The sequence below is a fragment of the Algoriphagus sp. genome, from assembly GCF_030694375.1.
Lineage (GTDB): Bacteria > Bacteroidota > Bacteroidia > Cytophagales > Cyclobacteriaceae > Algoriphagus.
Genome location: NZ_JAUXYL010000038.1, coordinates 132845 through 148320, shown reverse-complemented (window position 1 = coordinate 148320; position 15476 = coordinate 132845). Strand labels below are relative to the sequence as shown.

11 protein-coding genes are annotated in these 15476 nt (G+C 43.8%); 9 read left to right on the top strand and 2 right to left on the bottom strand.

The window, feature by feature from the left end:
- The first annotated feature begins 1 nt into the window (after position 1).
- From acs to Q8M62_RS12365, 5 genes are all read left to right on the top strand, one after another.
- Positions 2-1894, top strand: a complete 1893-nt coding sequence (gene acs / locus Q8M62_RS12385) for an acetate--CoA ligase (protein ID WP_304901092.1) — start codon at positions 2-4, stop codon at positions 1892-1894.
- A gap of 139 nt (positions 1895-2033) precedes the next feature.
- Positions 2034-3980: a DUF294 nucleotidyltransferase-like domain-containing protein gene (locus Q8M62_RS12380; RefSeq protein ID WP_304901091.1), complete on the top strand. Its 1947-nt coding sequence runs from the start codon at positions 2034-2036 to the stop codon at positions 3978-3980.
- Entirely contained in the window at positions 3977-4654 is a 678-nt protein-coding gene (locus Q8M62_RS12375) for a PolC-type DNA polymerase III (RefSeq protein WP_304901090.1), read from the top strand. Before Q8M62_RS12380 ends, Q8M62_RS12375 begins: the two co-directional genes overlap by 4 nt.
- Before the next feature lie 107 nt (positions 4655-4761).
- Complete coding sequence (locus Q8M62_RS12370; RefSeq protein ID WP_304901089.1) at positions 4762-6021, top strand: hypothetical protein; 1260 nt, start codon at positions 4762-4764, stop codon at positions 6019-6021.
- A gap of 12 nt (positions 6022-6033) precedes the next feature.
- On the top strand, positions 6034-6525 hold the full coding sequence (locus tag Q8M62_RS12365; RefSeq protein ID WP_304901088.1) for a HEAT repeat domain-containing protein: 492 nt from the start codon (positions 6034-6036) through the stop codon (positions 6523-6525).
- 50 nt (positions 6526-6575) lie between these two features.
- On the opposite strand, the gene Q8M62_RS12360 is transcribed toward Q8M62_RS12365, so the two are convergent.
- Positions 6576-7970, bottom strand: a complete 1395-nt coding sequence (locus Q8M62_RS12360; RefSeq protein WP_304901087.1) for a DUF4403 family protein — start codon at positions 7968-7970, stop codon at positions 6576-6578.
- 80 nt (positions 7971-8050) lie between these two features.
- On the opposite strand from Q8M62_RS12360, the gene ytxJ reads away from it, so the two are divergent.
- From ytxJ to Q8M62_RS12345, 3 genes are all read left to right on the top strand, one after another.
- Positions 8051-8386, top strand: coding sequence for a bacillithiol system redox-active protein YtxJ (gene ytxJ / locus Q8M62_RS12355; RefSeq protein WP_304901086.1), 336 nt, complete (start codon positions 8051-8053; stop codon positions 8384-8386).
- A 127-nt stretch (positions 8387-8513) separates the two neighbouring features.
- Complete coding sequence (locus Q8M62_RS12350; protein WP_304901085.1) at positions 8514-11384, top strand: TonB-dependent receptor; 2871 nt, start codon at positions 8514-8516, stop codon at positions 11382-11384.
- A gap of 238 nt (positions 11385-11622) precedes the next feature.
- Positions 11623-13122: a hypothetical protein gene (locus Q8M62_RS12345; protein ID WP_304901084.1), complete on the top strand. Its 1500-nt coding sequence runs from the start codon at positions 11623-11625 to the stop codon at positions 13120-13122.
- A gap of 570 nt (positions 13123-13692) precedes the next feature.
- Here the strand turns inward: Q8M62_RS12345 and Q8M62_RS12340 are convergent.
- Positions 13693-14253: a fasciclin domain-containing protein gene (locus Q8M62_RS12340; protein WP_304901083.1), complete on the bottom strand. Its 561-nt coding sequence runs from the start codon at positions 14251-14253 to the stop codon at positions 13693-13695.
- Positions 14254-14430: 177 nt separating this feature from the next.
- On the opposite strand from Q8M62_RS12340, the gene Q8M62_RS12335 reads away from it, so the two are divergent.
- Positions 14431-15459 carry a phenylalanine--tRNA ligase subunit alpha gene (locus Q8M62_RS12335; protein WP_304901082.1) on the top strand — a complete coding sequence of 343 codons (1029 nt, stop codon included), beginning with the start codon at positions 14431-14433 and terminating at the stop codon, positions 15457-15459.
- Positions 15460-15476 lie beyond the last annotated feature (17 nt).

The window sequence follows — 15476 nt, the reverse complement described above, 5'->3', positions numbered from 1 at the left end:
CATGAGTGATCGATTACATACCCTCAGTGGATACCTCTACGAATACCAAAAAAGCATAGCTCAGCCCGAAGAATTCTGGGCCAGAATTGCCGATTCCTTTCATTGGAGAAAGCGTTGGGACAGTGTCCTGAAATGGAATTTCGATGGACCGGATGTGAAGTGGTTTGTCAATGCCAAGCTGAATATCACAGAGAATATTTTTGAGCGACATCTCTATACGATCGGTGACCGCCCGGCGATCATCTGGGAACCGAGCGAGCCAACTGAGCCTACGCGGACCATTACCTACCGGGAGCTTTATGAGGAAGTTTGCCGATTTTCGAATGTTTTGCAAGATAAAGGAATCAAAAAAGGCGATCGGGTAATTATATACATGCCGATGGTGCCTGAGGCTGCGATTGCCATGCTAGCCTGTGCCAGAATCGGAGCCATTCATTCCGTGGTTTTTGCCGGATTTTCGAGTAATGCACTCGCCGATCGGGTGATTGACTGTGAGGCCAAGGCAATTTTAACTTCGGATGGCAATTATCGGGGCAATAAGAAAATCGGAGTGAAATCCGTGGTAGATGAAGCCCTGGAAAAATCATCCGTGGAGACCGTGATCGTCTACCAACGAACTGGTCAGGAAGTCACCATGAAAGACGGCCGTGATTTTTGGTGGCATGAGGTCATGGCAGGACAATCGGAAAAGCATGTGGCCGAAGAAATGGACAGTGAGGACATGCTTTTTATTCTATACACCTCAGGCTCTACAGGCAAACCCAAAGGAGTGGTGCATACCACCGGGGGCTACATGGTTTATACCCAATATTCATTTTCGAATGTGTTTCAGTATTCGCCCGGAGATGTGTACTGGTGTACAGCTGACATCGGTTGGATTACAGGACATTCTTACATAGTCTACGGACCACTCTTGGCTGGAGCCACTACCCTGATGTTTGAGGGTGTTCCGACCTACCCGAATCCCAGCAGATTTTGGGAAGTGATTGAAAAACATAAAGTGAATGTGTTTTATACCGCCCCTACCGCCATCCGTGCACTTCAGGCTTTCGGCACTGATCCTATCCAAGGGTATGACCTGAGTTCGCTCAAAGTTCTCGGATCAGTCGGTGAACCCATCAACGAGGAAGCTTGGCACTGGTACCACACACATATTGGGAAAGGAAGGTGCCCGATCGTCGATACCTGGTGGCAGACTGAAACCGGAGGAATTTTGATTTCTCCTCTAGCAGGCATCACTCCTACCAAACCGGCATATGCCACTTTGCCACTGCCCGGAATCCAGCTTTGCATCGTAGACCCGGAAGGAAATGAACTGAAAGGAAATTCTGTAGAAGGAAATCTCTGCATCAAATTTCCCTGGCCCTCCATGATCCGGACGACCTATGGGGATCACGATCGGTGCAAGCAAACCTATTTTTCAGCCTATAAGGGAATGTACTTTACCGGAGATGGAGTGAAGCGGGATCATGACGGCTACTACCGAATCCTAGGTCGAGTCGATGATGTAATCAACGTCTCAGGACACCGAATGGGAACTGCCGAAGTGGAAAATGCCATCAATGAGCATCCAAAAGTCATCGAATCAGCCGTAGTAGCTTATCCACATGAAGTCAAAGGTCAGGGTATTTATGCCTATGTCATCTGTGATATGACCAACCGTACAGAAGAAAATCTGATAAATGAGATTAAAGAAATGGTTTCTAAGATTATTGGACCCATTGCTAAGCCGGATAAAATTCAAATTGTGCCGGGACTTCCAAAAACCCGATCAGGAAAGATCATGCGTCGAATTCTGAGAAAAGTAGCCGAAGGAAGTCTGGACAGCATGGGCGACACCAGTACTTTGCTGGATCCGGATGTGGTAGAGAAGATTATTGAAGGAAGAAAATAGTGGAGTTGGGAGGCAAGGAAGTTTGGAAGCTAGGAAGTTTTTGGTTGAGCTATACCAATTTTCCGCGTTCTGAATTTCCAGTCTCTTTTATCCTTACTTTGATCTTGATACTAAAATCTAGATACTAGATACTTTCAAAATGTCCAACGTCATTGTCAACCGAGTCGCGGAGTTTCTGAAAAGATTCCCTCCTTTTTCCTTTTTGGGAGATGGGGATCTGACCCGTGTGGCTCAAAGTGTAGCAGTACAGTATCTAGAACAAGGCGAGATTTTATTTCAGCAAGGTGAGGCCGCAAGACCTCATTTTTTCATTCTCAAGGAAGGGATCATCCATTTGGTAGAGACTTCTCAAAAGGGCGAGGAAATCCGGGAAGTATGCGACGAGGGGGATGTATTTGGGGTATTGGCTTTATTGGGTAAAAGGCCCTATCTCCTGACTTCCAAAGTCATCGAAAACAGTCTGATTTATGCCATTCCTGTTGCTGTTTTTGAAAAGATTCTGGAGGAAAACAGTCGCGTCGCACTCTTTTTTGCAGCAGGATTTGCAGCAGGGCAAGTCGTAGTCAGGCAGGATCTTTCGCAGGGACAAAAAGCAAGAAGTGAGTTAAAAAAAGCATCGGGAGATCATTCCCTTTTGATTTTTTCGGATCAGTCAGCAGTCAACTTTTCCGAAAAGGTATTGAATTGCCCTCCTGAAACATCAATCCAAAGTGCCGCAAAACTGATGGCAGAAGCTCAGGTCAGCAGTATTGTAATTTGCGATTCACAGGATTTTCCATTGGGTATTTTGACAGACAAAGATTTGCGGAGCCGAGTTTTAGCTTCGGAAATTTCACCTAAAAATCCGGTCTCACAAGTCATGACCAGTCCGGTGATTACCCGAAAGAAGCAGGATGGCTTTTCCAACCTTTACCTGACCATGATCCGTCACCGCCTGCACCATTTGGTCCTGACCGGGGATGGCACGGACAAAAGTCCGGTGTGCGGGATCATTTCGGACCATGATGTATTTCTCTCGATGGGTAACAGTCCTGCGGTACTCATTCACGGACTGATGAACACGCAGGAGGTGGGTGAAATGCGGAAAATTCGTGATCGTGCGGAACAGATGCTTTGCTATTACCTCGAAAATGAAGTTTCCATGGAATTCGTCGCTTCGGTCATGACCGAAATCAACGATGTGATCATCCGGCAGGCCTTGGAAATCGCAAAAACCGAATTGAAAGCCGAGTATCCTGAAATGAACTCCACCCGGTTTTGCTTTTTATCCATGGGAAGTGAGGGCCGGGAAGAACAATTGCTTCGAACCGATCTGGATAACGCCATTCTCTATGAAGATGTGGCCGAAGGACTTCAGTCCAAGGCTGCCGAATATTTCCTCAAGTTGGGTGAAGGCGTGGTTGAAGTTCTTTTGGCGTGTGGCTTTGATCCCTGTCCGGGTAAAATCATGGCAAGCAATCCGGAGTGGATTCAGCCGCTTTCGGTTTGGAAGAATTATTTTTCGGATTGGATTCTTCACCCCTCTCCTGAAGCTTTGATGAAGGTTTCGATTTTCTTTGATTTTAGGTCTGTGGCAGGCAGTAATGCTTTGGCTGCTGAACTCTCCGATCATATCTATCAGGAAATCGGGAAGAAACAGATTTTCTTAAATTTTTTAGCTCAAAATGCGATGAAAAACCCACCTCCCCTCGGTTTTTTCAGGGATTTCGTTGTGGAAAAATCAGGTGAAAACAGAGATCAGTTTGACATTAAACTTCGGGCGATGTTGCCTTTGACAGATCTGGCTCGTTTGCTGGTACTGAGTCATCAGATTGTGGGAATCAATAATACTTTTCAGCGATTCGAAAAGTTAGCGGAGCTGGAATCTTCCAATTCGGAACTTTATTCCCAAGCCGGAAAAGCATACGAAATTTTGATGCGAATGCGGGCATTGGAAGGTTTGCAAAACAAAAACAATGGACGATACATCAATCCAAAATCCTTGGGGAAACTTCAGCGGCAACTTTTGAAAAATGCCTTCGCTCCGATATCCGAGTTACAGGAAATCGTCAATATCCGGTTTCAACTAGACTATTTCAGGCGATGAGCTGGTGGGAATTTTGGAAGCCAAAACACGAACGATTGGAATTTATCCGTGATTTTTTAGCGGCAAATGAGCAGACCATTCCGGGGATTCGATCCATTGACCAGTTGAATTTTACTGTATTGGATACGGAGACTACAGGATTGGACCCTTCCCGGGATTCGATTCTATCCTTTGGGGCAGTGAAAGTTTCCGAATTGAAAATCCAAATCCCCACTGCGGTGGAATGGTATCCACTTTCTGAAAACACTGGTGGTAAAACAGCCCAGATTCATGGATTGGTTGACATCCCTGATCAGATTTCCAAGGAAGAATTTGTCCGGAGGCTTTTGCCTTATTTAGGCAATTCAATCCTGGTAGGGCATCATCTTGGATTTGATCTGGAAATGATCAACAGACAGCTGAGCGATTTTGGCCTGGATCAATTACCCAATGCGGGAGTTGACACCCTTAGCTTGGCGATCAGGTTGGAGCATGGTCCACAAGCTGATCAAAACAGAATCAAGATGGGTACTTATAGCTTGGATGCCCTTTGCGAACGATATGGGATTGACACGGATGATCGGCACACTGCGGCAGGTGATGCATTTTTAACTGCCCAACTTTTTCTGAAACTACTAAAAGTGGCAGAGCGAAAAGGAATTATAAACTACAGGGACTTGATAAAAAACTGGTAGTTGAAAGTAGAATTTAGCGGTTAAAAAATTGCATAATTCCTTTGATATCAATGGAATATAGGTAAATTCGATTGTAAATTTTTATTCCACCATTTTTCCCCAACGCTATGTCAAAACTAAAAATTGACCCAAATCTGGTGTTGAGAGAGGAACAACTGGTACTGAGTGAACATCAAATTAGATCTATTCAAGATCTCCTCAAGTATCAGCATCCTATCACACAGAAGTACCTGGCCCTTGGAGGCTCAGGAGGATGGCTGGGGCCGAATACCACTCCGATTACAAAATGTCCGGATGGTGTAGGTTCTTTTCAGCATTATGCAAATGGATCGATTTATTATCATCCTTCCACAGGTGCCCATGAAGTGCATGGGTTGATCAGAGCTCGCTGGCAATCTCTGGGCTGGGAACGAAGCTTTTTAGGTTATCCGATCACCGATGAGACCGCCACACCTGATGGCATCGGTAGGTACAATCACTTTCAGGGAGGAAGTATCTATTGGAGCCCGTCTACGGGAGCCTGGGAGATACATGGAGCTATTCGGGCGAAGTATTCGTCTTTGGGATGGGAGCGCAGTTTTCTGGGCTATCCCCTGACCAATGAGATGACTTGTCCGGATGGAATAGGCAGATACAATCATTTCCAGGGAGGAAGCATCTACTGGTCCCCTAGCACAGGCGCTTGGGAGGTGCATGGACTTATCCGGGAGCAATGGAAGGCTTTGGGCTGGGAACGAAGTGTGTTAGGCTATCCAACTTCCGATGAATTGGCAGTCTTTGGCGGCACAGGTCGAATTTCCCATTTCCAGCGGGGAAGTATCTATTGGTCCAGCACTGCCGGGACACGGGTTTTGCGTGAGCGGGTGAGAATCCATGTGAAAATCCTCGAAAACCCTACCAGCTTTACCTTAAACCAACAATTTGCTGCCATGCAGGAGGTTTTTGCGGTGGCCGGTATTCGGGTGGATTGGGTGACTACCGAGAATCTGAGTTTGCCAACACTTACCGACGTAGATGTGGGAGGCTGCTTCATGGGGCAGACTACTGCTGAGCAAAATTCGCTATTTGGAAACCGAAACTTTATGGGCGGAAATGACCTGGTAGTCTATTATGTGCGAAGTACTGTACCCGGCTATAACGGCTGTGCAGCCCATCCTGCGGGAAGACCCGGATGTGTGGTGGTCCGATCAGCAAGTCGTTGGACATTGGCACATGAGTTTGGCCATGTATTAGGTTTGAGCCACGTGAGTAACAATGACCGGCTGATGACCGGCTTGGGGACGTTCAACATCACCAATCCTCCCCCTGATCTGATCTCCAGCGAGTCCACCACGATGCGTAACTCTACACTCAGTACTCAACTTTAACTCTTAAATATCATGGCACAACGACGAACAACAGGGAGTAACCACGGAGCTTCTTCGACAAACGAACTCCTGGCCTTTCTCCGACAGGATGAATTGGACTATCCTGCAGCCGCTTTGAAATTTGGAGAGGATGCACTTCCTTTTTTGAAGGAATTGGTGGCGAGCAGCGATGAAAACCTGGCAATAAAGGCAGCTTACTTGGTTGGGTTTATTCAGGGCGATGAAGCGGATAAGATTCTGGAAAATGCAGCAACGGTCGGTTCTGCTCCCATTCGGGTAGCCGCAGCCTATGGCGCACAAAAACGCAATTCAGCCGGTGCACAGGCCATTTTGAATCATTCTCTTGAGGACAAAGATCCTTCAGTGGTCAAGTTTGGCTTACTCTCTGCAAAAGCGAGTAAACTGGAATCAAACCTAAAATCCAAGATTGATAAAATCTCCAAAAATTTTCTGGATGAAAACATCAAATCTGTGGCAGGTGAGATGATGAAGAAAATGAAGTGACCAAACTCATGAACTTTTGAAAAGCTGTCCGATCAAGAGGGCAGCTTTTTTTATTTCCATGCGATGTCCGACTTTCCCGTTGCTTTTAACTGGATCTCCAGCCCGGAGGGAGTCGGATAGAATCCATTGGGGAAAATTTTCAAATCGATGATTCTGAGATCGGCAATTGGCGTCTCAAAAGCGAGTCGCTCCTGAATCCCTCCTAAACTTTCCGCCAATACTTCGGCCATTGGAAAACGAAGCTTTTGATTGAGCTGACGGATGATTTTACCTTTTTTCAAAGCTGCTGCGGTCTTTGCTTTGGGATTGTCACTTGCCAGGTGAAAATTAACCTGATCAAAAATCAAAACCTGCTCCTTACTGTCAAAGGCTGGCAAACCTACCAAGAACAACATTCCCTTTATTTGCTTCCCATTGCTTTGCTCTGCGTGAAAATCCATTTTTATTCCAAGCTTTTCACCATAGGCTTGGGACTTGAAATTGTCAGGGCGAAATACCGTCGTTTTATTGACCCGAATGGCCTGGTTTCCAAAATTTTCCCGCAGGAGTTCATCAATTTCAGCGTAGGTCAAACGAAGGGGAATCAGGATTTCGAGCGTATTTTTTGCACTCTTATTCTCGGTCAGTTTAGGCAATGGTGAGGGCCTGCTGGGTGCGGCATCAGCCGGATGCAGATTCACTTTTCCTTTCATTCCCAAGTTGAGGTGATATCCTTCATTTGGCGAAAAATTTTCGGACAGTTTCACCGAGTCAGGCTGAATGGAAAAGGCCATTTTTTTACCCTGGAAGTCCACAAAGACAGGTTGACCCACTTCGTTCCAAATCTGATCAACCAAGGGTTTTAATCGGACAAGGTCCGGTTTGGAAGTCAGATGAGTTGCCGCATAATCCCGAATTTCATTTCGGATCATTTGGCTCAAATCAAGTTCCATCCCCAAGACATTAAAACTCATTTTCCCCCCTAAGTCCAGCAGTTCAAACTCAGAAATCCCCATTGACCAGTTTTCATTGACTATGGGATTGATCAGGAAAACAGGAGCAAAGGATTGATCCAAAGGGACCTTTGATTGAAATAGATTCCGCAATCCCCCCGGCTTCAGTCCAACTTCGCCTCTGATACGAATAGGAAGCTGGATTTGTATTTTATCTTTGTCTATCGGTTGAATTTTTGTCATTCCATTTCTGGAAAAATTCAAATCTCCGACTATTCCATTGCCGAGATCCATTGCCTTTTCCTGAAAAAGAACTGGAGGAATGCGCTGGTTGAGCAGGTTTTCCAAGGTGCCAAGGGGTATGCGAACCGGAACATTCACCTCTGAATATGCCGCCGGAACAGGTATTGTAGCCGGGATCAAGTTTGGATCCAAGCTTTTACAAGCACCCGAAAGCAACAAGCCTCCCAAGATTAGCTTCGCGAAAAAAAAGGATTTGGCACTATTCTGCATTTTCATTGTTATTAAATCGGTTTCAAAGAGGAACTATTTCGCTCTTGCAACAATTGCCCCAAAAGTAATTAATCACGACTATGAACTGGAATAAATTGACCAATGCGGCTCAAATCCAAGAGATCAAGGCCTTGAGTGTAACAAAACCTGTTTTGATTTTCAAGCACAGCACCCGATGCTCCGTGAGCAGTATGTCGCTCGATCGCCTGATGCGTAATTGGAAAACTGCCGATGAAGCTAAAGTTGTGCCTTACTTTTTGGATTTGATTGCCAATCGTTCGTTGTCAAATCAAATAGAAGAGGAGTTTAATATTCCTCATGAGTCCCCTCAGGTGATAATTATCAGAAATGGCCAATCGGTATACGATACTAGTCATTATGGAATTTCATATCCTGAAATCATGGCTCAAGTTTAGAATTTTTAAATTTTAAAAGGGAAATACACCACTTATCCTCCAATGGGGCCACTCCCGTTTTAGTGTGATCGATGGTTAAACCTTTCCCTTTGGCATTCAGTCAAAGTAGTTGAATTTTGAACTGATTATGAAGAAACAATACGCATTAATTCCACTGATTTTTAGCCTTCTTTTGACTTATTCAGCGTACGGGCAAGACCGTCCTGAGCGAAAATTGACAGGAAAAGTAATCGACGGTGTCGCCAACGTTCCGATGATCGGAGCAAACGTGCTGGTAAAGACCGTTACTGATTCACTTTTGATAGGGACCGTCACGGGAACCAATGGTGCATTTGAGATTGCGCGCCCGGATATCCCATCTGTGAAGGTGGAAATAACCTTTATAGGATATAAAACCATTACAATAATCCATCAGATCAGGCAATCGCCTGTATTAGGAGATTTGATTCTACTGGAGGACACCAAAGTACTTGGAGAAGTGCTCATCGAAGGTCAGATTCCGGTCGGAGAGCAGCGGGGGGACACCACATCTTTCAATGCAAATGCTTTCAAAACGCAAACCAATGCGCAGGCTGAGGATTTGATTCGAAAAATGCCAGGAATCACCATGCAGAATGGCCAAGTACAAGCTCAAGGAGAGCAGGTACAGCGGATTTTGGTTGATGGACGGGAGTTTTTTGGCAATGACCCAAGCATCGCTTTGCGAAATCTGCCGGCTGATGCGATTGACAGAGTAGAAATATTGGATCAGCGGTCGGATCAAAGCCGTTTGACTGGTTTTGATGATGGCAACTACACCAAAACAATCAATATTATTCTTCGATCAGATCGGAAAAACGGTTCTTTTGGCCGGGTGTATAGCGGCTATGGAACAGATGATCGATATGCAGCGGGGGGTAGTTTAAACTTCTTCAAGGGCGACAAGCGACTTTCTGTATTGGGACTCTTCAATAATATCAATCAACAAAATTTCTCCAGTCAAGACCTCGCCGGAGTAACGGCTAATGCCGGTGGCGGTGGAGGGCAAAGAGGTCCTGGTGGAGGTGGCCCAGGCGGCGGTGGTCGCTTTGGTGGCGGAGGAAATAATAATTTCTTCGTAGGAAATACTGGTGGCATCGTTGCCACAAATGCGATAGGCTTGAACTATTCGGACAAGTGGGGTCAAAAAGTCAATTTCTCGGGTAGTTATTTCTTCAACAACACGACCAACTCGCTTCGTCAGATTACCAATCGCGAAACTGTTGTAAATGAAAATCTTCGGCAGTTTTACCAAGAAAATCTGATCAATACCGTGGACAATAACAATCACCGCGCAAATGCCAGAATTGAGGCAGATCTGAATGAGAAAAACTCCATAATCATTACGCCTAATATCTCTTTTCAAACCAACAGAACTTTTGGTGATCGAGACGCTTTGACTACCACAAATGCCGGTGACTCTCTTTCCGCATTGAGATCTATCACCGATGCAGAGACTAACGCGTTCAACATTTCCAACAACATTACTTACCGCTACAAATTCGATAAAAGAGGAAGAACGCTATCGACGGATATTTTCACAGCATGGAACAAGCGGGATCAGTTTTCAACGCTTTTGGCGGCTAGTCAGGATTACCGTCGCAATTTGGTCGACACTGCTGAACAGGAGACCAACTCGCTCAACAATGGCTTTAACTACCGAATGAACGCCACTTGGACCGAGCCGCTAGGCGAAAAATCCATCGGAACTTTTGGCTACCAAATTGCCAACAACAAAACCAGTGCAGATCAAAAAACCCGAGTACTCAATCGTGAAAACCTTTTCACTTTAGATTCAGCACTTTCCAATGAGTTTGACAACAAATTCATCACGCAGCGACTTCGATCAGGTTATGCTTACAATAATCAAGGCTGGAACGTCAATCTTAACCTTGATTACCAAAATGCCAGATTGGACAATGAGGCGTTTTTCCCAACCCCGGGGGTATTCGAGAGATCCTTCAACAATATTCTACCTAGCGCAAATGTCAACTACCGAAATCGGGAAACCGGATTCAGCTGGAGAATGCGCTACCGCACTGATACCAGTGAACCAAGTGTGGCAGAGCTTCAGAACGTGGTGAACAACCAAAACCCGCTGAACCTGCGTGTTGGTAATCCTTCGTTGGGGCAGAGTTTCAACCACAACATCTTCGTCAACATCAGCAAAGTGAATCTGGAGAAATCCCGCACGCTATTCACCTTTGCAAATTATTCTTCCACCAAAAACTTCATCGGAAACAGCACCTTCCTTGCAGTGCAGGATACCCTGATCAATGGAGAGATTCTCCTACGTCCGGGTGGACAAATCACAAGTCCGGTAAATTTGGATGGGAATTTTAGAGCAACCCTTTTCATGACTTATGGTGCTCCGATCAAAATGATCAAATCTCAGTTCAACACCAATTCCCGAATAGGCTTCAACCGAATTCCGGGTATTATCAATGGTGAAAGTAACTTGAACGATAACCTTACGCTTAGTCAGGGAATTACGCTTAGCTCGAATATCAGCCAAAATGTAGACTTCTCGATCAGCACCACAGGTTCGTATAACATTGTAAACTCTTCGCTTCAGCAGAACCTGGATAATAACTTTTATCAGCAGGAAACTAACCTTCGTTTGTATTTCTCCTCTCAGAACGGGAAGTACTTCATGGGAAATAATGTTGCTCATTCCCTGTATTCTGGTCTTTCTGAAGGATTCAATCAGAACTTCTTCCTGTGGAATATCGAGGGTGGAATTCGCTTTGCAAAAAATAATAAGGCAGAGCTGAAAGCAGTGATCTTTGACTTACTCAATCAAAATAACAGCATCACCCGAACCATCTCAGATGTTGCAGTGACCGATGTATTCACCAATGTCCTTACGCGCTATGGCATGGTGACTTTCACATATATCCTCGGCAACTTCAAGCAGCCGGAGGCTGCGCCTCAGCAGCCTTGGCAAATGGGAAGACCGGGTGGGGGAAGAACTTGGTAAAGTTTGAAGTGAGAAAGCTGAAGTCAAAAATCTGAAAATGGCCCAAGTCGAAAGATTTGGGTTTTTTTATGCAAAAAAAGCAGTTACCTCTCTTGACTTTTAAAGAAATCGTTTGGATATTTTTTAAAAATTTTTCCAACCAAAAAACCCTTTTTTATGAAAAACACATTAGCCCCCCCCCAAGTACAAAAATCTAGGTAAATTCGGATTCTTAGGTTTTCTAGCGCTTTTGATCACTATGAATCTACTGCTGACCTCATGCGTCGAAGAACCAGAAGCACCCAAAATCGAGGTCATTGAAAATGCACAGATTGCTCAAGTAAAGTCTTGGTTTGAAGAAAACAAAACCAAGCTGAGACTCCCAGAAAGGGGATCTAATTTTCGGTCAGAGTCTCAGGAATTGATCCTCCCATTTTTTGAAGAAGAACCTGATTGGGATAAGTTTCACCATTACTATTTTCCTGATGGGCGAGAGGTGTTTGAAATAAATTTGGAAAATGAACAAGTTTATATCCCCAAACCCGAATCGAAGGATGTAGAGGAAGAATTTGAAGAACGGGTTATCCAAAATATTCTTTTTGTAAAACATCGCACTGAAAACAGGTTTGATCCGCTCATTGTCAGATACTATCCTGATGAAGAGACATCAAAGCGAGATTTTAAGGCGATCAACTATCAGATGATTGATGAGAAGTGGAGTGGATGGATAGACTTATTCACTTATGATGAGCATTATTTTATTGGCTTTCAAATAGAAAAGGGACAAATTACCAATACTAGAAAATTCAATAAAAATGCCCCAAACGGTAAATTTTACATTGGAAAAGAAAATATGGATGTTAGGTGTAAAATTGTAGAGACAGTCTGGATTAATGTGACTATAGCGGGAGATGTGATGACTATCACAAGTTTGGAAAGCACACTAAGCCAATTTTGCACCGTGGGAGGAAATGATTCGTATACCTCAGGCGGCGGATCTTACAGCTACGGTGGTGATTCATATTCAAGCAATGGAGGATATTCAGGCTCTTATTCAGGGTATAACCCGCCAGATGTGCCGATGCCAAAGTTGACTATTTATATTGATTCAAGTTTTTCACAAAACAAAACCCTCAAATGTGCTCAAGAGATGCTGGAGATGAGCAAATTTGTTTACAGCTTAGCCGAATTTACAAATAAAACTTCTCCAAAAAATGTAACATTTAAAGTCGGAACTACAATTCAATCTGGTGCTGGGGCTGAAACTGATGGGACTACTTATGGTCATAATAATATTATAATCACATTTAATGAAAAAAAGGTGAATGATATGAGTTCTTTAGATGCAGCTAGAGTTATACTCCACGAAATTATCCATGCGGAAATTTATAATGCAGTTGGCGAGAAAAGGGGCTCCTTATTAGTCGGAAATTTTCAGAATAATTTCGAAGAGTATAAAAAACTTTATCCAAACAACAATAGCCTACAGCAACACAATTTTATGGCTGAATATATTGTTGATAATATTGCTAAAGTCCTTCAGGAAATTCATCCATTATTGGGAGCGAGTGAATTCTACAATGCAGTAGGAGGGACTAGTAAATGGCCAAAAGGAATAAATCCAACTTTTTATACAGCAATGGCCTGGCATGGATTAAATAGTTCAAAAGAATGGAATGAGATGAAATATGAGGATCGAAAGGTTTTGCAAGATCTTCAGGATTTAGATAACCGTTTAACAAAAACTTGTATTCAATGAGGATTTACTTGAAGTCAATTAGTATAATATTGACATGGTTTTTATTAATTTCCTGCAATAAGCAAATCAATGAAAAACCTTTTTTGGAAATTGATAAATCCAACGATTTTCCAGAAATAGGAGACACATTAATAATTGTGCTAAATACCGAGGATTCTCTTTCCTTTCGCAGATCGGAACTTATTGAGGGAAAAACCTATATCCACTATCGGAAAAACTTCGTCAAATCCCCTGACTTTATAATTAATTTGGGACATTATCCAGATCAAAAAAAAATTTACCTACAAATACAAGAATTATCCAGATTTCCTATTCTATACGATTCAGCTCTAGATTTCAATAAATGGTTTTATCTGAGCTATAATTCTTATTTCCTTATAGAAAAAAAAGAGCTGCTTTATTCCAATTCAGACAGTCTTCAGTTCCTGGAAGTTGCTTTCAGTGCTAAAGGTGAAATTTAAACTATGAATTACTTAAGGTAAATCAAATACAAAAATTAGAATTATATAAAAGCTAATAGCCCAAATCAATCGACTTGGGCTATTTTTACTTAATAACAATGCCTTTCGATTACATCTTAGGAAGTACTACACTATCCACAGAGTGAATTACGCCATTTGACTGCCATACGTCAGCGATGGTAACTTTGGACTGTCCACCATTTGCATCCGTAATGTAAAGGTCTTTGCCTTTCATCCAAGCAGTGATTGTTCCACCTTGTACTGTGGTTAAAGTTGCTTTACCGTTACCAGCTTTGATTGCAGCCGCGATTTCTTTTGAGCCCATTTTACCGGCTACCACGTGGTAAGTCAATACTGCTTGCAATTGCGCTTTGTTCTCTTCTTTTAAAAGGGTCTCAACTGTTCCTGCAGGAAGTTTTGCGAAAGCAGAATTCTCAGGAGCGAAAACTGTAAATGGACCTGCAGTCTGTAGCGTCTCTACCAAACCTGCAGCTTTTAATGCTGCTACCAGGGTAGTGTGATCTGCAGAATTCACTGCATTTTCCACGATGTTTTTAGAAGGGTACATTGCTGCGCCACCCACTTCTACGGTTTTTTCCATTTGTGCAAATGCGGTGTTTGCGGAAAGGAATACGAAGGCTGCGAAAGCCATTTTGAATAAGTTGTTCATAAGTTTTATTGTTTTGGTTTTTCTGATATGGATGCACTTACGTGTGAGATTTCGCAGGTGGATTGGGTGCAGGTCAACTTTTTTTGGGGGAAAGTTAAAAGGACCGGAGTTTAGCCAATGACTTTTGCTCCCAAAAGCTCAAAATTGATAGCTTTGTGGCTGGATTAATTTACAGTCATGTACCAAGAGAAAATCGAAGCGATCAAAGCCGCAATAGCAGCCGCCGACGCGACTACCCCAGACCAACTTGAAGCGTATCGAATGGAGTTTATCTCCAAGAAAAGTGTCGTTGGGGAGCTTTTTGCAGCGATGGGACAGATCCCGAATGAGGAAAAGCGAACCTACGGTCAGGTAGTTAATTCAGTGAAGCAATTGGCGGAAGAAAAATTTCAGGAACTGATCGAAAAGGTGGCTGCTTCCAACAAAAAGTCAAAAACTGCCGATATCGACTTGACTTTGCCTCCTTCCAATTATCGGTTGGGTGGAATCCACCCGCTTACCGCCACGCGTCAGCGCATCATCGAGATCTTTGAGCGCATCGGTTTTAACCTGTCCGAAGGACCTGAGATCGAGGACGATTGGCATAACTTCACGGCATTGAATTTCCCTGAAAACCACCCTGCGCGTGAGATGCAGGACACTTTTTTCATTGAAAAAAATCCCGATATCGCACTTCGTACGCACACTTCATCTGTGCAGGTGCGGGTGATGGAAAACCAAAAACCTCCGATTCGGACGCTATCTCCGGGTCGTGTGTACCGAAACGAGGCAATTTCTGCCCGTGCTCATTGCATTTTCCACCAGGTGGAAGGACTCTATGTGGATGAAAATGTAGGATTTGCGGACTTGAAGAATACGCTCTACCACTTTGCCAAGGAGATGTTTGGAAAGGAAACTAAAGTGCGATTCAGACCATCGTTTTTCCCATTCACCGAACCCAGTGCTGAGATCGATATTTCCTGCCTGATCTGCGGAGGAAAAGGCTGTAATGTCTGCAAAGGCAGCGGATGGGTAGAGATCGGAGGCAGTGGAATGGTCGATCCGAATGTCTTGGAAAACTGTGGTATTGACTCGAAAAAATACACCGGATTTGCCTTTGGGATGGGTATTGAGCGGATTGCGATGCTGAAATATCAGATCAAGGATTTGCGGCTTTTTACAGAAAACGATGTGCGATTCCTGAGTCAATTCAGGCCGTTGTTATAGAGAAATTGAAAAAGGCT

Coding starts and splice junctions, on each gene's coding strand:
- acs (WP_304901092.1), top strand. CDS start 2: ATGAGTGATCGATTACATACCCTCAGTGGATACCTCTACGAATACCAA.
- Q8M62_RS12380 (WP_304901091.1), top strand. CDS start 2,034: ATGTCCAACGTCATTGTCAACCGAGTCGCGGAGTTTCTGAAAAGATTC.
- Q8M62_RS12375 (WP_304901090.1), top strand. CDS start 3,977: ATGAGCTGGTGGGAATTTTGGAAGCCAAAACACGAACGATTGGAATTT.
- Q8M62_RS12370 (WP_304901089.1), top strand. CDS start 4,762: ATGTCAAAACTAAAAATTGACCCAAATCTGGTGTTGAGAGAGGAACAA.
- Q8M62_RS12365 (WP_304901088.1), top strand. CDS start 6,034: ATGGCACAACGACGAACAACAGGGAGTAACCACGGAGCTTCTTCGACA.
- Q8M62_RS12360 (WP_304901087.1), bottom strand. CDS start 7,970: ATGCAGAATAGTGCCAAATCCTTTTTTTTCGCGAAGCTAATCTTGGGA.
- ytxJ (WP_304901086.1), top strand. CDS start 8,051: ATGAACTGGAATAAATTGACCAATGCGGCTCAAATCCAAGAGATCAAG.
- Q8M62_RS12350 (WP_304901085.1), top strand. CDS start 8,514: ATGAAGAAACAATACGCATTAATTCCACTGATTTTTAGCCTTCTTTTG.
- Q8M62_RS12345 (WP_304901084.1), top strand. CDS start 11,623: ATGAATCTACTGCTGACCTCATGCGTCGAAGAACCAGAAGCACCCAAA.
- Q8M62_RS12340 (WP_304901083.1), bottom strand. CDS start 14,253: ATGAACAACTTATTCAAAATGGCTTTCGCAGCCTTCGTATTCCTTTCC.
- Q8M62_RS12335 (WP_304901082.1), top strand. CDS start 14,431: ATGTACCAAGAGAAAATCGAAGCGATCAAAGCCGCAATAGCAGCCGCC.